This is a genomic window from Mesorhizobium sp. RCAM 05104 (genome assembly GCF_059683645.1).
Genome location: NZ_CM185033.1, coordinates 1,133,965 through 1,151,664, shown reverse-complemented (window position 1 = coordinate 1,151,664; position 17,700 = coordinate 1,133,965). Strand labels below are relative to the sequence as shown.

Here is a 17,700-nt window from a genome sequence, read left to right as displayed (position 1 = left end):
TTGTGGCTCAGAGGCCATCGGCGAACACGGTCTTTGGATTGTCGATGAGCATGCGGTCGATTGCCGACTGCTCGACACCATGGCGCTTCAGCCTCGGCACGAAATGCTTGAGGATGAAGCCGTAGCCAAAGCCGCCGAAGCGCGTCAGCATGATCTTCAAGAAGACGTCCTGCGACAGCAGAATCCGGTCGACCAGCCCCATGTCGATCAGCGAGCGGATCGCCTGCGCATTCTGCTCGTCGGAAGGCGATTGCGCGTCCTGGTCGGCATAATAGAAATCCATGCCGATCATGTCGTATTCCAGGAAGGCGCCACGCTCGGCAAGGCTTCTCTGGTAAGCCAGATCGTTGTGGCTCGGGTTCATATGGCAAAGCACCGTATGGCGGAGATCGGCGCGTTCCGCCTCCACCACGTCAAGCACGTCATGCGCCAGCCGTTCCCAGCCGGGCAGATGGATGGTCAGCGGTACGCCGGTGATTTTGGCCGCGCGCGCCGAAGCCCGCAGCGACTTCCGCTCCTCGTCGGTGAAATCCTTGCTGACACCGACCTCGCCGATGATACCGGCCATGATTTCGGGCTGCGTCGACCCGCCGCCGACATCGTTGACCAGGAATTCGGTGACGTCGTCGACGTCCATCGCTTTCAGCCAGTCAGGGTGGGTGTGCTGCAGATAGAAGCCCGTGCCCATGACGATCCGCAGTCCCGAGGCGCGGGCGATGCGCGCCAGCTTCACCGGATCGCGGCCAATGCCGATATTGGTCGCATCGACCACGGTATGGCCGCCGAGCGCGCGGTATTTCGCCAGTTCCGAAAGCGCCAGGTCGCTGTCGTCGAGCGAGACGTTGTCGCGGTTCATGTAGGGGTTCATCCGCAGCTCGCCGATGATCTCCATGCTGACCGGCTGCTCGGCGATCCTCCTCTCGTCGGGATGACAGGGGCATTTCCACGATGTCGCGCCATCGAGCAGGATATGTTCGTGCATCAGCGTCACGCCCATGTCGGCGATCGCGACCGGGCCGGTAACGGTCATCACGGTGCCGGAGCGAACACCGATCGGCGCCCGTTCCCTAGGCTTGTCGTCGAACAGATGATCCATGTCAGCGGCTCCGCGCAGCGCCCTTGAACAGGCGGAAATTCAGCCAGATGGCAACGAGGATGATTGTGCCGGTGACGATCGGCGTCAGGAAGGGCGACATATGCGCCAGGATCAGGCCGTTGCCGATGACCGCGACGGTCAACGCGCCGAGCACGGTGCCGATGATCGTGCCGCGCCCGCCGAACAGGCTGGTGCCGCCAAGCACCACGGCGGCGATGACATCGAGTTCGAAGCCCTGGCCGGCATTGGATGAGCCGGAACCGAGCCGGGCCGCGAGAATGATGCCGGCCGACGCAGCCGCCATGCCCGACAGGATATAGACGAAGAGCGTCATGAAGCGCGTATCGACACCGGCGCGGCGCACGGCCTCGGCATTGGCCCCGATGCCGGTCACATAGCGGCCGAACGGCGTCTGGTTGAAAGCGAGATAGGCGACGATCAGGACGGCAAGGGCGAGCAGCGCCGGTACCGGCACCCCGAGGAACCACGCCCTGCCGATGTTGACGAAGAAGCTGGTCGGCTCCACGGGGATCGAATAGCCGCCTGTGATCAGCAGCGCCACGCCGCGGATGACGGAGAGACCGGCAAGCGTGACGATGAAGGCCGGTATCCGTTCATAGGCAATAAAGAAGCCTTGCAATGCGCCGATCGCGGCTCCAAGCGCCAGCATGGCGATGACGACCAGCGGCCACGGCAGGCCAGCCTGCAGCAAGACGGCCGACAGCGTCGCCGTCAGCGCCAGCACGGAACCGACCGAGAGATCGATGCCGCCGGTGGTGATGACGAAGGTCATGGCTGCCGCGACGATCAGCAGCGGCGCCGACTGGCGCACGATGTTGAGCAGATTGGGTGTTGTCAGGAAAGAGCCGGTGATCAGTGAGAACACCACGCAGACGACGATGAAGAACAGCGCAATGGAGACGACGCTGCCATTGGCTATCGCCACATCCTTCCAACTGCCCTTGCGGGGGCGTCTGGACGGCGATGCGCCAATATCGGCGGACGGAGAGGTGACGTTCATGGCTGTACCCCCTCATCGCGGCTGGCGCGCGCCGAACGCGCGTTGAATTTCCGGCCGACGATCAGGTTGACGACCTGCTGGTGTCGCCGATCCTGCGTTCGGCGACATTGCGGCCTTCGTACATGACCTGGATGCGGTCGCAGACCAGGAACAGGTCCTGCAGCCGGTGGGTGATGAGGATGACGCTGACGCCACGGGCGCTGACGGCGCGGATAAGCTCCAGGACCGCTTCGACTTCCGCCACCGCAAGGGCCGCCGTCGGTTCGTCCATGATCAGCACCGACGGATCGAAGGAGGCGGCGCGGCCGATGGCGATCGACTGGCGCTGGCCGCCGGAGAGGTTTTCGACCTTGAGCCTGGTGTCGGCGATCACGATGCCGAGCCGGTCGAGCATATTGCGCGTCTCGTCGTGCATGCGCTTGTTGTCGAGAAAGGGGACGCCGAGAACGTGGCGGCGCGGTTCGCGGCCGAGGAAGAGATTGCCCGCCACATCCACCGTGTCGCAGAGCGAAAGGTCCTGGTAGACCATCTCCACCCGTGCGGCGCGGGCATCCGCCGGCGATGAAAAGGAAACGGCCTTGCCGTCGATCTCGATGGTGCCGGAATCCGGAATGACCGCACCGGAAAGAACCTTGCTCAGGGTGGATTTGCCGGCGCCATTGTCGCCGACCAGGCCAAGCACCTCGCCGGGCTTCAGGTTCAGCGAAACATCGTCCAACGTCTGGATAGGGCCGTATCGTTTGGAAATACCGGTCATCCTGACGCGGTAGGTCTCGCCATCGCTCATCATGGTTCCAGTTCTCAAGGCGACATGTTCAATCGGTCGCCGGGCCGCGCGGCAACCCATCAGGTCTATGCGCGGCCCGGCGGTCTGGGGAGGATATTACTTGAACATGTCCTTGAACTGGCCGACATTTTCCTTGGTCACGATGGTGATCGGAACATTGATGATCGGATCGATCTTCTCGCCCTTCTTGAGCTTGCCGAAGGCTTCGATGGCGGCCTTGCCTTCACCGGCCGGATCCTGCTGGACGACGGCGATCACCCAGCCCTCCTCGAGACCTTGCACCGCTGACTTGGTCAGGTCCCACCCGAACACCTTGACGTCGCCGGTGCGGCCCTGGCTGGTAACGGCGGAAACCGCGCCGAGCAGGGCCGGCTCGCCGGTCGCGTAAAGCGTCGTCATGTCGGCATTGGCGGTCATCAGGTTTTCGGAGGCGGACAGGGCGACGTCCTGCACGTTCTGACCATCGACCGTGTCGAGGAAAGTGACCTTCTGGCCGCTGTCGGTAACGGCCTTCTTGAAGCCGTCGAGGCGCTGGTTCTGGATGAACGAATTGAGCGCGCCGACGACGCCGATCTTGGCGGTTCCGTTCATCTTGGTCTTGACGTATTCGGCGTAGAACTTGCCGATATCCTCGCCGGCCTTGGTGTTGTCGACGCCAACGAAAGCGACGTTGTCGCCATTGGGGATCTGCGCATCGATGGCAATGACCGGAATGCCGGCGGCCTTGGCCGCGGTGATCGCCGGCTTCACGCCGTTGACATCGATGGCGACGAGAATGATGCCGTCGACCTTCTGGGTGATGTAGTTCTCGATCGCGTCGTTCTGCGCGCTCGGCACGTTGTTGGCGTTGAAGATGACGAGGTCGACGCCGGCAGCCTTTGCCGCGGCGGTGGCGCCGTCATTGATCTGGTTGAAGAACAGTGCCTGCTGGTTGATGGTGACCAGCGCGTAGGTCTCGGCCATGGCCGAGGCAGAGCCGAGCGCGAGGGTCATGGCGATGGCTGCGGCGCAGCCTGAAAGGATCTTGGTAAGACGCATTCCGGTTCCCCTTGGTTTTGCGGAAAAGGCCCTTGATCGGGCTCACCTGGCGCTGAGCGCAAGGTTATAATTCAAGATACTTGATTTCTTGTCAAGTGACTTGAATTAGCGTCAACGAGAGAGGAAACGGGGCTGGCCTGATCAGAATGTCGCCGGCGTGTTCACCCAGAAAATGCTGGCGCGTTCGTCGCCGACATTGCGGTACCAGTGCGGCAGTTCGGAGTTGAAAACGAAGGAATCGCCGGCGGACAGGCGAAACGTCTTTTCACCGACCATCAATTCGATGGCGCCTTCCAAGAGATAGCCGACCTCCTCGCCCGCATGCCGGATCGGGCCAGCGCTTTCACCGCCCGCCTCGATATGGTGGATGTTGCACTGCAGGAGATGGCCCGGCGAATAAGGGATGACACGCTCGAGCGAAATGCCTTCGCCGCGCCGAAGCGGATCGAGCGCGATCAGCGGCCGCGCTCCAGCCCGAAAGACGATGCCTTCCTCGCCATCGGCCTCCTCGAACATCCAGCCGATATTGGTTCCGAGCACCTCGACAAGCCGGTGAAGCATGGGAAGCGAGGGCGAGACCTTGCCGTTCTCGACCTTGGAAAGCAGGCTTTCGGAGCAGTTGGCGGCGGCGGCGAGCGCCTTCAGGGTCAGGCCCCGCGTCTGCCGGGAGAGCTTCAACCTTGTGCCGAGCCGCAAGAGGCTGGTGGCGGTCGAGCGCTCGTCGCCCTTGCTGTTGTGGGTATCAATCTTGTTCATTGGTGGGCGCGAACATCTCCGCTCTGGCTGGGCTGACTCGTAAAACCGATCCTGGGCGTTGTCCATCCTCATGAAAATCGGACAACGCGTCGGATCGGAACCACGGACCCAGTCAGGGGCGCCGCGCCCGCCTTTTCAATACTCGCGAGAGCGGCAGCCCCTCAGGCCGGTTCGCGCTTCAGCGCCTGCGCCATGCAGTGGATGCCGCCGCCGGTCTTGGAGATTTCGCTCATGTCGACGGCCGCGACCTCGAAACCGCGCGCCTTGAGCTGGCCGATCAGCGTCTGGCTGGAGGTCGGCGCGATCACCCGGTCCTTGCCGAGCGACATGAAGTTGCAGCCGAGCGCCATCGTGTCCTGGAACGGCACATCGATGATCTCATGGCCCTTGCCCTTCAGCCAGTCGACGATGCCGGGCTCGGTGCAGGCGAGGCAGACGGCGGTCAGCTTTTCGGCGATCGGCACCACCATCAGGTCGATATGGACGTAATATTCGTCGATGAAGGCGATGCGGGTTTCCCAACCCTCCTTGTCGAACCAGGCCTGCACCTGCCGGGCGCCTTCTTCCTGGGTGCGGGCGCCGCCGCAGCCGATCAGCACGACGCCGTCCTCGATGACATTAAAGTCGCCGCCCTCGAAGGTGCCGGCCGTGACCATGTCGTAGATCGGGATGCCTAGCTTCTCATAGGTGCGGATCGCCGCGTAATTCTCGCCGCGCCGCCACCAGTTGGCCATCGCGGTGATGATGGCGCCATACGGCGTCATGACGCTGGAATCGCGCGAGTAGACCTGCATCGGCAGTTCCGGCGTCGGCTCGTGCCAATGGATGTTGACGCCGAAATGCTCGTAGGCGGCGACCAGATCCTTGTGCTGCGCCTGCGCGATCTGGACGTTGCAGGGAGCCTCGCGCAGATGCTTGCGCGACAGCGAACTGGTCGACAGATGGCGCAGGAAATTGGGCGAGCCGAGCAGCACGTCGGTCAAGACATCGGTCTCGTTGGCAAAGCCCCAGGCGGTCAGCGGCTTGGTGCCGCCGGCCGGGTTGCGGCGCTGCAGCGAAAACGGTTCTGCGACAATGCGGTCATGAACGGTCATGGGGTTCTCCTAGTGGCGCGGCTTGGGGTGATTGATTGCTTGATGATTGATTGCTGGGGATCCACCAGTCGCGCCCGCGCGCGGTGGTGACATATTCCGGCCAGCGGAAGTTGATCGGCGGCTCGTAGTCGCAAAGCGGCGCGATCCAGTTCGCGCCGCCGACACCGCCGCCGGTGCGGGTGACGAACTCGTCCATTGCCGCATCGCGGGCGGCCTTGTCCTCGAGCAGGCGAAGTGCCGCCAGCGCGACCGTCTTGGCAGCGCAAAGGACCATCGGATCGATCGTTGCCGAAATGCCGCCCAGAGCATTCATCACCCAGGCCGGATAGGGGAGGCCGCTTGCCGAGCGCAGTGCCGGACGCGCGACGTAGAAACGCGCCGTCGGCGCATGCCAGCTCATATCAGTATAGTCGTCCGAGGTCGAATTGACCTGCGATGGCGGCAGGTCGCGGCGCAGGATGGCTTCCGCTTCCTTTGGTTCGATCAGCCGCTCCAGCTCGTCGATGAACGGGTTTTCGGTCGCCGTGCCGCCGGCATTGACCTGGATTTCGCGGGCGATCGCCTTGGCGGCTTCGTCCCAATGCGGCGGCCCGACCGTTGTTAGCGCTCCATAGGCGATCTCGGCCATGGCGTGGTTGGCGAGACCGGGCCGCGACTTCGACACCCAATGCCGCTCGGTCCGGCAGCCGCTCATGCCGGCAGCCGCCTGCGCATTGCGATCGAGCACGGCGGTGACCTGTTCGGCCAAGGCGAGCGTCGGCACGCGGATCATGTACTGGATCTCGGCCAGACCCGCCGGCAGATTGTCGGCGGTTGCCTGCCCAGCGGTCAGGATCGCCTCGCTGATCGACCAGCCGCCCTGGTGTGGCAGCATGGAATCGCGCAGCGCCTTGGAGGCCATGTACATCATCATGAGCGCGTCGTTGGCACCGGGCGCCCTGACCGCCGAATGCGCTTGCGGGATCGGCGCGCTGTCCCCCGCCGCTCGCGCCCAACTCTCTGGTTCATCGCAGATGAAGCGGTAGATCATTGCGTAGGCCGCGCCGCAATGCGTGTCCCAGCGCGCCGTGTTGCAGAGCGGGAGCATGTAGAAAGGGTGGAACGAGATCATGCCGGCAAGGCCGTCATAATAGCCCTTGGCGGCATGGATCGGCTTCGAGCCGCGTACCTTCTCGGCCGGCTCGCCGGTGAAACGCAGGGTGCCTGCAATGCCATGCCGCTGCATCGCCGCCTTTGTGGCGAGCAGGCCGCCGAGGCTCGCCATGCCCAATCCCGAATGCGGATCGGTGTGGCCGCCCGCTTCAAAACCAAGGCCGGGCCGAGGCTGCTTCACGGTCGCAGCGTCCTGGCAGTTGCCGGGCACCGCGTCATATTCGGCATACATACCGATGGTCGGCCCGGCGCCATTTGTCCAGTGGGCGCAGAACGCAGTCGGCATGCCGCCGGAGCCTTCCTCGACGACAAAGCCTTCGCGCTTCAATCGCTCCACATACCAGGCAGCGGATTGATACTCGCGCCATGCAGTCTCGCCGAAATCGAAAATGGTGCGCGTCCACGCCGACAGCAGCGGCTGGATGCCGTCGAGGCAGGCAAGTGCGGTCGCTTGCGCCGATGTCGTCACCGGTTTGTCCATGCCTCAAAGAAAGCAGTGAAGCGCTTCGCCAAAAAGTGATATGTTTTCCCGGTTCGTGCAAATTCGGTTCACCTCTTGAGAATTCCCTCCACCCAGGCGCTGCGCGCCCTCGACAGTTTCGCCCGCCATGGCAGCGTCTGGCGCGCCGCCGACGAACTGCATCTCACCCGTAGCGCGGTGAGCCACCAGTTGCGGCTGTTGGAGCGCGATCTCGGCTTCGATCTCCTGCAGCGCATTGGAAAAGGGGTGGCGCTGACGCCGCGCGGCCAGCGCTACGCAGCCGATGTCAGGAAGGCGCTTACCGTGCTCGGCGACGCGGGAGCGCAAAATAGCGGCGCCGGCGTCGGTGGTTCCTTCGCCATTTCCTGCCCACCGGGCTTCGCCTCGATGTTCCTGTGCAGCCATATCGGTGAGTTCCAGCAAATGTATCGGGACGTGGCGCTCTCGATCTTGACGCCTCGCCGCCTCGACGATGTCAGCAATCCGGAGGCCGACGCCTTCATCGCCTTTGGCGTTGGCAACTGGCCGAACAGGGCGGTGGAGCTGCTCTGCGAAGTCTCCTTCACGCCGCTCTGCAGCCCGACACTGCTCAACAAGGTGGGTGGATTTTCCAAACCCGCCGACGTATTGCGCGCCAATCTGCTCCATCTCGGCGACACCGAGGACTGGGCGCGCTGGCTGGCGCTGTCAAAGGTGGAGAATCCCGATACCGAAGGCGGTATCTTCTTTTCCGACATGAACCTCGTCTTTTCGGCGGCGGTCGCCGGACAGGGTATTGCCATGGGCGACGAGCTGACCGGTCGCCGCGCGCTGAGCGAGGGTCGGCTGGTCAAGCCGTTTGAAGCTTCGGTCCCCTCGCCACGCTCCTATTTCCTGGTCTTCGAGCATGCCAAGGCCAGCCATCCCGTGCTCAATGCCTTCAGCGACTGGCTAAGGGCAAAGCTGTTGGAGAACAGGCTGGCGACGTATTGAGAAAGTCTGCGGGACACCAAAGCTGCCGATCTCACCCGCGAAAGGGAAATCAGCCGCTCCAACGGAGCACCCAAAACCGCCAGACGTGAATCAAATTTGCCGATCAGGCGAAAACTATTCGGTTGCGGTGAACCTCCACCCTGCCTACGATTTCACCCGGGACTGAGGAAGAGGCAGGATGCAGCAACCCGGCCGGGCCGCAGAGATAAAGGCAATCGGGATCGGCAAGAGCTTCGGCTCGTTCCGAGCGCTGGACAATCTGTCGCTCAATATCGGCCGCGGCGAGTTCCTGACCCTGCTCGGGCCCTCCGGCTCGGGCAAGACCACCTTCCTGATGATCCTCGCAGGCTTCGTGCAGCCGAGCGACGGTCGCCTGTTCAGCGACGGCATCGACATCACCGATCGTCCGGCCGAACAGCGTGCAGCCGGCATGGTGTTCCAGGGTTATGCGCTGTTCCCGCATATGAGCGTCGAAGCCAACATCGCCTTTCCGCTCAAGGTACGCAAGAAATCGGCGGCCGACATCAAGCGCCGTGTCGGCGAGATGATCGAGCGCGTCGGGCTGGTAGGCCACGAGAAGAAGTTGCCGGCGCAACTCTCCGGTGGTCAGCAGCAGCGCGTGGCGCTTGCCAGGGCGCTGGTGTTCGAGCCGGGCGTGCTCCTGCTCGACGAGCCGTTCTCGGCGCTCGACAAGGGCCTGCGCGGCCAGATGCAGGCCGAGATGAAGCGCCTGCACCAGGAGACCGGCACCACCTTCGTCTTCGTGACCCACGACCAGAGCGAGGCGCTGGCGCTATCCTCGCGCGTCGCCATCTTCAACCACGGCAAACTGCTGCAGGTCGGCGCGCCCGACGAGGTCTACGACCGGCCGGACAACCGCTTCGTCGCCGAGTTCCTCGGCGAGATCAACATGCTGCCACTGAAGGGGGTCAAGCCCGCCGACGGTGGCTCGACCGGCCTTTGCGAAGACCGCGCGGTCAACATGCACTGCAAGGCCGAGAAAGTCCGTGGCGACGCCATCCTGGCGATCCGGCCCGAACACATGTCGATCGCGCGAGAGGCGGCCGTTGGCGAGAACGGCATTGCCGCGACCGCCATCGCGTCGACCTATCTGGGCGCGGCCACCAAGCTCGACCTGACGACGCGCCAGGGCGCGAAGGTCACCGTCTCTGTGCCGAACGAGGTCGCGGCGGCGGCGCTGAGCAAGGGCAATTCCGTCTGGCTGACCTGGCCGGCGGAAAAGGGTTTCCTCCTTCCGGACGGAGGACAATGACCGCCTGCGTGACCCAATCCGCCACGCAGGCTTCCGGAACGATCAACGACAACAAGGGGAACTGACATGACACACGATACCAACAAACAAGCCATCGAGAGCCTGTCCGCCAGGGCAGGTCGCGGCGAGATTTCGCGCCGGCAATTCACGCAGCTGGCGGCACTCGTGCTCGCCGGCACGCCGATGCTGCTGCGCTCGACCGGAGCCTTTGCCGCGGCGAAGGAACTGGTGCTGGTCAACTGGGGCGGCGACGCCATCACCGCCTATGACGCCGCCTATGGCCAGGCCTTCACCAAGGACACCGGCATCACCGTCAAGATGGACGGATCGGGTCCGACCGAAGGCGCCATCGCCGCGCAGTTCAAGAGCGGCGCGCCGACCTGGGATCTCGTCGACGTCGATCCGTTCTCGGCGATCACGCTCGGTGCGCAAGGCATGCTTGAGCCGATCGACTACAACATCGTCGACAAGAAGAAGATGCGCCCCGGCTTCGGCTGGGACTATGCCGCCTCGACCTATTTCTTCTCCTACGTCATCGCCTATGATTCCGAGAAATACGGCAAGGACGCCCCGACCGGGATGGCCGATTTCTTCGACGTGAAGAAATTCCCCGGCAAGCGCTCGCTCTACAAATGGGGCGTGTCGAGCTGGGAAGCCGCCCTTCTGGCCGACGGCATCGCGCCGGCTTCGCTCTACCCGCTCGATCTCAAGCGCGCGCATGACAAGATCGCAGCCTTCAAGGAAAATGTCGTCGCCTATTGGGGCGGCGGTGCCGAGAGCCAGAGCGTGCTGCTCAATGGCGAAGCCTCGATGGCCATCGTCTGGTCGACCCGCGCCTCGCTGATCGAGCAGGACTCGGGCGGCAAGATCAAGTTCATCTGGGACCAGGGCCTGATCTCGCCCGGTGCGCTTGCCGTGCTCAAGGGCAATCCGGGCGGCAAGGACGCGGCGATGAAGTTCATCGCCAGCGCCCAGGACCCGCAGAAACAGCTGGTCATGTTCGACAAGCTCGGCCAGGGCCCGGCCAACCCAGCCGCCGATGCGCTGATCCCCGCCGACAAGAAGCGCATCAACCCGGTTGACCCCGAGAACATGAAGAAGCAGATCGCGCTCGACATGGACTGGTACGCCAAGAACTACGGGGCGGCGCTCGACGAATACACCAAGATCATCTCCGCCTGACCAAGGCCGGGGATAATCGGGTCCAGATGAGAGCATATCTCTCCGACAGGATGGGGGCGGCGCTGTTGATGGCGCCGCTGCTCCTCTTTCTCGTGCTGGCCTATGCTTGGCCGTTCCTCGGTGTCGTCAAGTGGAGCTTCACGCTGCCGACGCCGGGGCTCGGCCAGTACAACGCGTTGCTGACCGATGATCTGGTGCAGTCGGTGTTCATCCGCACGCTGCGCATCGCCGCCATCGTCACATTGGTTTCGGTGGCCGCTGCCTACGCCATAACCGTCGTCTGGGTGCGCGGAACCCCGGCGCAAAGGCTTGTCGCCGAGTTCTGCATTCTGGTGCCATTCTGGATTTCAGTGCTGACGCGCGCCTTCGGCTGGGTGGCGCTGTTGTCCAATCGCGGCCTGATCAACACCTGGCTGCAGGCGATCGGCTTCATCTCCGAACCGCTGGCGCTGGTGCGCAACGAGTTCGGCGTCATCGTCGGCATGACGCATTTCCTCATTCCGTTCGCCGTCTTCCCGCTGGCATCGGCCATGCGCAGCCTCGACGACCGTGTGCTTCTGGCCGCGCGTGGCCTCGGCTCCAGCCGCATGCGCACCTTCTGGTCGGTGTTCGTGCCGATGACGCGATCGGGCATCATCGGCGCCGCGATGATCGTGTTCGTCTTCTCGCTTGGCTTCTTCGTCACGCCGGCGATCCTCGGGGGCGGCCGCAGCGTGATGATCGCCGAGCTGATCTATCTCAGAATTTTCCAGAGCCCGGACTGGGGTCTGGGGGCGGCGATCAGCGTCGTGCTGGTGCTGTTCGTCGGCGCGCTGATGGCGATCTTGTTCCGCTATGTCAGACCGAAGCAGTTGATCTGATGCCGACCTATCGCCCCGGTCCCGTCTCGCTGATCATCGCCACCTTGGTGGCATTGTTCCTGCTGATGCCGCTGCTCGCCGTCATCCCGGTGTCGCTGACGCCAAGCCGCATGCTGGCGATGCCATCGGGTGAACTGTCGCTGCGCCATTACCGGGCACTGATCGAGGATCCGCGCTGGATCGATTCCATCCTGCTCTCGATCCGCATCGGCGTCGTGAGCAGCGCCTTCTCAACCGTGCTCGCACTCTGCTTCAGCCTCGGCGTATGGATGTTCCAGCCGCGCTTCACGGCGGCCCTTGTCGGCTTCGTGCTGTTGCCGATGGTGGTGCCGCCGGTGGTGTCGGCGATCACGCTCTACTTCCTGTTGACCTCGATCTCAGGCGTCAGCTCGTTCTTCGGCTACGACACCTGGCTCGGCGTCGCCATGGCGCATTCGGTGATGACCGTGCCCTTCGCCACGGTTCTGATCCTGGTCTCGCTCAGCCAGCTCGACCGCCGCATCGACCTCGCCGCGCGCGGCCTCGGCGCAACGGTCTGGGAGCGCGCCACCCGCATCATCATGCCCAACATCAAGTTCGGCATCATCACCGCGGCGTTGCTGTCCTTCGTGCTGTCCTGGGAAGAGATCGGCGTCACGCTGTTCATCACCTCGGTCAATGCCATCACGCTGCCAAGGCTGATGTGGATGGGCCTGCGCGACAACATCGATCCGGCGATCGCGGCGCTGTCGGTGATACTGATCATCATCACCGTGCTGGTGCTTGCCGTGCGCAGCATCGTCGTCAGGCAACGCGGGGCGCATTAGAGCAATTCCAGGAAAAGTGTGAAACGGTTTTCCGTCCGGAATTGCGTCAAAACAAAGAGTTAGAGCGGTTCGGCGTTTCCGTGAAACGATGAACCGCTCTAGACGAAGCCGTCCAACCGTAACGCGTTCGGTTCATGCGGAAATCCTCGACAGTCCCAACCGCTATGTGAAGGACGTTACGGAAGGTGTGCCTCCGGCACACTATCCAGCGCCATGGAAAACCTGCCGCTGGTGACATTTGCCTTGATATCGGTGCTCGGGATGGCGGTTCCAGGGCCGGATGTCGTGCTCGCCATTACCAACGGGTCACGCTACGGGGTCAGGCACGCCTTCTTTGGCATGGCCGGCGTGGTGCTCTCGGACTTCGTCCTTATCTGCGTGGTGGGGCTCGGCTTCGGAGCGCTTCTGGTGGCTTCGGAATTCTACCTCTCAGCTGTCAGGATGGTCGGCGCCCTCTATCTGCTTTTCATCGCCGTTGGCGCGCTTCGCACCTCCACCGCGGCCCGATATGCACTCGACCCAGGCTTTCCGGACAAGGTTCACTCGGCCAGGGCACTGATCCTGCGTTGTTTCGTGGTGGCAATCACAAATCCCGGGGCATGGCTGCTCTTTCCAGCCATCCTCCCGGCCTTTGTCGACACGAACGAGCCAATCGCGATGCAATACGCGGTTCTGGCCGTTATTATTGCTGTGTCGGATGTTTTCGTCCTGATGCTTTACGCCACGCTTGGCTCACGGGCAGTCAAGCTGTTGGCCGGCCCGAACGCAGTGTGGATCGACCGGCTCTATGGCTTCGCCTTGCTCGGTCTTTCAGGCGTTCTGATCCTGCAATCCGTTGGCCATTTCTGAACCGCGTTGCGTCAGGCAGCACGGAGCGAATTCAGACAAATCTCACCGAGACGCGGCCAAACCTGCCTAGATCGCCAGTGACTTCGTCGCCGGCCTCGACGCTTATCGGCGTCACACAAGTGCCTGTAATCACCACTTGTCCCGGCTGGAGCGCTATGCCCAGGCCCGACAGTTCGTTGACGATCCATGTGAGCGCAATACGAGGGTCGCCCAATACAGCTGCCCCGGTGCCGTGATACTGCGACTTTCCGGAAACGAAGGCGACCACCGGGTGCTTCGCGAGATCCACGTCGCGCCAATCGTCTTCTACAGCCTCGCCGATGACAAACAGATTGGCACAGGCGTTGTCGGCTATGAGCTGCGGCGCGCCAACGGCGCAGAAATCGTCATAGCGTGAGTCCGGAATCTCAATCGCCGGGTGCAAGGTGGCCACGGCATCCATCACCTCGGCGATTTCATAGGGCGCAGAACGCGGCGGCAGTTGGCTGCCGAAGCGGAAAGCGAATTCGATCTCGGCCACGCGCATCTTGCTCGTCGCCAGGGAAACGGCGGCGCCAACCTCGACCGCCTTTTCGGCAAGCAGACGCCCGGCCATCGGACCGTCGACGTTGATGTGCCTTTGTCCGGCCAGGCTGGTCGCGGCAATCTTCCAGCCGAAAAGCGGAGCCGCCGAGCGATCCATCACATACGACTGGATAATATAACCTTCGATCCGCGTCTGTGGCCGCAACTCCTGCGGTATGGCGCCGAGACGGGTGCCGTTATCCCAATGGCTTACCAACAACCGGGACGCGGCCTTGGCCTTCTCTGGATCGGCCATTATCCACTCCGTAAATCAAAGAAGCCGCTCGGCTGGCCGTCGCTTCGTGGATCAAACCTGCAAGGACCGTTCCAGGGACCCCGTCCATATGGGGCAAGGATAGGTGACCAGGAATCGAGAGTCCACGTTTGCGCTTGCGCTGCCGGGCATCATGCCTGGGCTGCCCTCTGTCGGATCGCATTTTCGAGATCATCGGCATTCATGCTGCCGATGACGAATCGCTATCGTCTCTGCGTGGCGAACGGCTATATCTGGCAAGGCAGCAATGGCCGGCAGCGCAACGGTTGGGGGAAAAGGACGATGACCGCACCTGGCGATCTGCAGCAGGCACTGTTTCTGAGACTGAAAGGCGACGCATCGCTGTCGGCGCTGCTGGGCGGCGCCGGGCTGTTGGAAAGTCCAACCGGAAATGTCGCCTTTCCGTATGTGACTTGCGGCCAGACCTGCGCCTTTGACTGGGATACAGGCGCCGAGAACCGCGATGATCAGTTGATCACACTGCACGTCTGGTCGAAAGCCCATGGCGAGGCCGAGACGCTTGCCATTATGGACGCCATCAAGGCACGCCTCGCCGACGCGGCGCTGGTGATTGGCCCTCGTGGCCAGACGCGGTTGTCGCTGGAATTCACCGAGGCCCGTTACGACGAGGACCTGCTGGTGCATCACGGGCTGCTGCGCTTTCGTGCGTTGACGCAGGAAAGTGCCTGATACGCTTTCAATATGATCGAAACGGAGTCTAGACTGATGTTTCCAGGATTTCGCCGGGTGGGCGGCGATCTCCGATCGGTTGTCTCGTGTTTCAGGGGGTAGCGGGCATGGTCTTGGCGGCGTTCACTGTTCATTTCACGTTCAGCACCGATGCGTTACAACGCCGACCATGAAAACGCTTCGCTCCCACTTCCGAACCGCGACACTGGCGCTCTGTGCTGCCGGCCTGTTTGCGTCGCAGGCGCTGGCGATACCGGTCATCGCGCCCGACCAGGCCAGCCCGATCCTGCTGGCGGCGTCCGATTGCTACGCGATTGGCCAGCAGGTGGCCGAGCAGAATGGCGGGACGCTGGCCAAGGCCTCGCAATCGACCCGGGGCGGTCAGCCGGTCTGCGTCATCGTCGTGCTCGTCCCGGGCAAGGACGGTCAGCGTCCGCGCCGCTCCGAAATCGTCGTTCCGCAGAACTGACCCCTGCCGTTTCCCAGGTCACCGGAATCGGCCTATATCTGCCCCAAGCCTTCAATCTGGCCAAGTTCTTCAGTCTGTCCCAATTCTTCAACAGGTATCGAACTCCGCATGCGCGTACTCGTCGTCGAGGATGATAAGGATCTCAATCGTCAGATATCGGACGCGCTGGTCGATGCCGGGTATGTCGTCGACCGTGCCTTCGACGGCGAGGAAGGCCATTTCCTCGGCGACACCGAGCCGTACGACGCCGTCGTGCTCGATATCGGCCTGCCGCAAATGGACGGCATCAGCGTGGTCGAGCGCTGGCGTCGCGGCGGCCGCAAGATGCCGGTGCTGATCCTGACGGCGCGTGACCGCTGGAGCGACAAGGTCTCCGGCATCGACGCCGGCGCCGATGACTATGTCACCAAGCCGTTCCACATCGAGGAAGTGCTGGCCAGGCTCAGGGCCTTGATCCGGCGCGCCGCCGGCCATGCCTCGTCCGAACTGACCTGCGGGCCGCTGCGCCTCGACACCAAGGCATCGAAGGCCGATGTCGACGGCGTGCCGCTGAAGCTGACGTCGCACGAATTCCGCTTGCTTGCCTACCTGATGCACCACATGGGCGAGGTCGTCTCGCGGACCGAACTGGTCGAGCATCTCTACGACCAGGATTTCGACCGCGATTCCAACACCATCGAGGTGTTTGTCGGGCGGCTGCGCAAGAAGATGGGCATCGACATGATCGAAACCGTGCGCGGCATGGGCTACCGCATGCGTGAGCCGGAGGCGTAACTCGGAACCGCTCAAACCACTCGCAAGGACGCCGCTTTCGCTGCGTTTGTGGCCGCGTTCGCTGACGTTCCGTGTGATCGCCTTTTCCACGGTCTGGGCGATCCTGACCCTTGTCGTCATTTTCACCCTGATCACCACGCTCTACCGCCAGGCCAGCGAACGCGGCTTCGACAGCCTGCTGTCGGCGCATCTGTTCAACCTGATCGGCTCCGTCGGTATTTCCGACACGGGAGCGCTGACCGGCGCGCCCGACCTCGGCGACCTCCGGTTCTCGGAGCCGAATTCGGGCTGGTACTGGTCTGTGGAGCCTGCCTCGGAAGGCGTGCATGGCGATCTTCACTCGTCTTCGATGACCAGGACGATCCCTTCGCCAAGCGTCGCCGAGGTGCCTTTCAACTCCAGCTTCCAGCGCAGCTATGCGGCCGAAGACGTCGACGGCCAGCAACTCGAAGTGTTCGAGAGCGAATTCGTTCTCGATGCCAAGAACCGCGCCGCGCGCTTCCGCGTCATGGGCAACCAGAGCGAACTCGAACAGGAAATCTCCACCTTCCAGCGCCGCCTGCTGACCTATCTCTCCCTGTTCGGCGTCGGCATGATCGCCATCAACGCGATCGCCATCCTGCTCGGCCTGCAGCCGCTGCGCAGGGTCAGGAATGCCCTCGCCATGGTGCGCGAAGGCACCGCGCACAGGCTCGATGGCCGTTTTCCGGCCGAGATCGAGCCGCTCGCCAACGAGACCAACGCGCTGATCGAAAACAACAGGCGTATCGTCGAGCGGTCGCGAACCCAGGTCGGCAATCTCGCCCATTCGCTGAAGACGCCGCTCGCGGTGCTGCTCAACGAGGGGCGGGCGCTTGGCGGCGCCAAGGGGCAGCTGATTGCCGAGCAGGCCGCCTCCATGCAGAAGCAGGTGGAGCACTATCTGCAGCGCGCCCGTGTCGCGGCGCAACGCGACAGCGTCGTCTACCGCACGCCGGTGGCGCCGCTGGTGCAGCGCATGGTGCGGGTTTTGCAGAAGCTCAACCCGCAGACGAGCTTGTCATTGTCGCTGCCGGCCACCGAGATCGTCTTCGCCGGCGAGCGCGAGGACCTGGAGGAACTGCTGGGCAATCTCCTTGAAAACGCCATGAAATGGGCAAGGAGCGCCGTCTCGGTGTCGGTCGTGCCTTTGACGGGCAAGGATGATACGGCCAGCCTGTTCGAGATCGGCATCGAGGACGACGGTCCTGGCATTCCCGAGGACAAGGCGCGCGACGCGCTGAAGCGTGGACGGCGCCTGGACGAGACGAAGCCCGGAACAGGTCTCGGGCTGGCCATTGTCGCCGACCTCGTCAACGAGTATGGAGGCGTTCTGGCGCTCGAACGGTCCGGCATGGGCGGATTGAAGGCGGTGGTGCGGTTGCGGAGCCTTCAATGATGCTTTCCAGGGTCAATCGACATCGACGGGCGGAGCATGCTCTCGGCGGCATGTCGATTGTTCCGCGGCGACCGGCTCCGGCCAAATTTCCGACAAATATCAATACTATGGCCACGCCGACTTCTCCGATGACGCGGCCCGCGGC

General features: G+C 63.1%; 17 protein-coding genes and 1 pseudogene. 10 read left to right on the top strand and 8 right to left on the bottom strand.

Features of this window, described 5'->3' with window-relative positions:
• Positions 1-7: 7 nt before the first annotated feature.
• The 7 genes and pseudogenes from AC56QP_RS06065 to AC56QP_RS06035 all read right to left on the bottom strand — a co-directional run bounded on the left by AC56QP_RS06065 (position 8) and on the right by AC56QP_RS06035 (position 7,425).
• On the bottom strand, positions 8-1,096 hold the full coding sequence (locus AC56QP_RS06065) for a phosphotriesterase family protein (RefSeq protein WP_489860515.1): 1,089 nt from the start codon (positions 1,094-1,096) through the stop codon (positions 8-10).
• 1 nt (position 1,097) lies between these two features.
• Positions 1,098-2,117, bottom strand: a complete 1,020-nt coding sequence (locus AC56QP_RS06060; RefSeq protein WP_489860516.1) for an ABC transporter permease — start codon at positions 2,115-2,117, stop codon at positions 1,098-1,100.
• Positions 2,114-2,907, bottom strand: a pseudogene (locus tag AC56QP_RS06055) (ATP-binding cassette domain-containing protein). Before AC56QP_RS06055 ends, AC56QP_RS06060 begins: the two are co-directional and overlap by 4 nt.
• Before the next feature lie 93 nt (positions 2,908-3,000).
• Positions 3,001-3,942 (bottom strand): ABC transporter substrate-binding protein, encoded by a 942-nt coding sequence (locus AC56QP_RS06050; RefSeq protein WP_091577015.1) that lies wholly within the window; start codon positions 3,940-3,942, stop codon positions 3,001-3,003.
• Positions 3,943-4,083: 141 nt separating this feature from the next.
• Positions 4,084-4,698 carry a cupin domain-containing protein gene (locus tag AC56QP_RS06045; RefSeq protein WP_091577017.1) on the bottom strand — a complete coding sequence of 205 codons (615 nt, stop codon included), beginning with the start codon at positions 4,696-4,698 and terminating at the stop codon, positions 4,084-4,086.
• A gap of 161 nt (positions 4,699-4,859) precedes the next feature.
• A complete protein-coding gene (locus tag AC56QP_RS06040; protein ID WP_292158070.1) occupies positions 4,860-5,792 on the bottom strand; it encodes a dimethylarginine dimethylaminohydrolase family protein in 933 nt (310 codons plus the stop codon).
• A complete protein-coding gene (locus AC56QP_RS06035; protein WP_489860517.1) occupies positions 5,779-7,425 on the bottom strand; it encodes a zinc-binding metallopeptidase family protein in 1,647 nt (548 codons plus the stop codon). The genes AC56QP_RS06040 and AC56QP_RS06035 overlap by 14 nt, the downstream gene beginning before the upstream one ends.
• A gap of 75 nt (positions 7,426-7,500) precedes the next feature.
• Here AC56QP_RS06035 and AC56QP_RS06030 point away from each other — a divergent pair, with 75 nt between their 5' ends.
• The 6 genes from AC56QP_RS06030 (at position 7,501) to AC56QP_RS06005 (ending at position 13,367) form a co-directional block, all read left to right on the top strand.
• Positions 7,501-8,397, top strand: a complete 897-nt coding sequence (locus AC56QP_RS06030) for a LysR substrate-binding domain-containing protein (RefSeq protein WP_489860518.1) — start codon at positions 7,501-7,503, stop codon at positions 8,395-8,397.
• 178 nt (positions 8,398-8,575) lie between these two features.
• The gene (locus tag AC56QP_RS06025) at positions 8,576-9,670 is read left to right on the top strand and encodes an ABC transporter ATP-binding protein (RefSeq protein WP_489860519.1); all 1,095 of its coding nucleotides are present in this window, start codon (positions 8,576-8,578) and stop codon (positions 9,668-9,670) included.
• A 66-nt stretch (positions 9,671-9,736) separates the two neighbouring features.
• The gene (locus AC56QP_RS06020; RefSeq protein ID WP_489860520.1) at positions 9,737-10,852 is read left to right on the top strand and encodes an ABC transporter substrate-binding protein; all 1,116 of its coding nucleotides are present in this window, start codon (positions 9,737-9,739) and stop codon (positions 10,850-10,852) included.
• Between the two features lie 26 nt (positions 10,853-10,878).
• Positions 10,879-11,712 carry an ABC transporter permease gene (locus AC56QP_RS06015; RefSeq protein ID WP_489860521.1) on the top strand — a complete coding sequence of 278 codons (834 nt, stop codon included), beginning with the start codon at positions 10,879-10,881 and terminating at the stop codon, positions 11,710-11,712.
• Complete coding sequence (locus AC56QP_RS06010; RefSeq protein ID WP_489860522.1) at positions 11,712-12,518, top strand: ABC transporter permease; 807 nt, start codon at positions 11,712-11,714, stop codon at positions 12,516-12,518. Before AC56QP_RS06015 ends, AC56QP_RS06010 begins: the two co-directional genes overlap by 1 nt.
• 213 nt (positions 12,519-12,731) lie before the next feature.
• Complete coding sequence (locus tag AC56QP_RS06005) at positions 12,732-13,367, top strand: LysE family translocator (protein WP_489860523.1); 636 nt, start codon at positions 12,732-12,734, stop codon at positions 13,365-13,367.
• Positions 13,368-13,398: 31 nt separating this feature from the next.
• Here the strand turns inward: AC56QP_RS06005 and AC56QP_RS06000 are convergent, their stop codons facing one another.
• Positions 13,399-14,187, bottom strand: coding sequence for a 2-keto-4-pentenoate hydratase (locus AC56QP_RS06000; protein WP_489860524.1), 789 nt, complete (start codon positions 14,185-14,187; stop codon positions 13,399-13,401).
• A gap of 300 nt (positions 14,188-14,487) precedes the next feature.
• Between AC56QP_RS06000 and AC56QP_RS05995 the strand changes: the two genes are divergently transcribed.
• From AC56QP_RS05995 to AC56QP_RS05980, 4 genes are all read left to right on the top strand, one after another.
• Positions 14,488-14,895: a DUF3168 domain-containing protein gene (locus AC56QP_RS05995; protein ID WP_420107491.1), complete on the top strand. Its 408-nt coding sequence runs from the start codon at positions 14,488-14,490 to the stop codon at positions 14,893-14,895.
• A 169-nt stretch (positions 14,896-15,064) separates the two neighbouring features.
• Entirely contained in the window at positions 15,065-15,364 is a 300-nt protein-coding gene (locus AC56QP_RS05990; protein WP_269903793.1) for a hypothetical protein, read from the top strand.
• A 108-nt stretch (positions 15,365-15,472) separates the two neighbouring features.
• Positions 15,473-16,138 (top strand): response regulator transcription factor, encoded by a 666-nt coding sequence (locus tag AC56QP_RS05985; RefSeq protein ID WP_023812809.1) that lies wholly within the window; start codon positions 15,473-15,475, stop codon positions 16,136-16,138.
• Positions 16,122-17,555 (top strand): ATP-binding protein, encoded by a 1,434-nt coding sequence (locus AC56QP_RS05980; protein WP_489860525.1) that lies wholly within the window; start codon positions 16,122-16,124, stop codon positions 17,553-17,555. Before AC56QP_RS05985 ends, AC56QP_RS05980 begins: the two co-directional genes overlap by 17 nt.
• Positions 17,556-17,700: the final 145 nt, after the last annotated feature.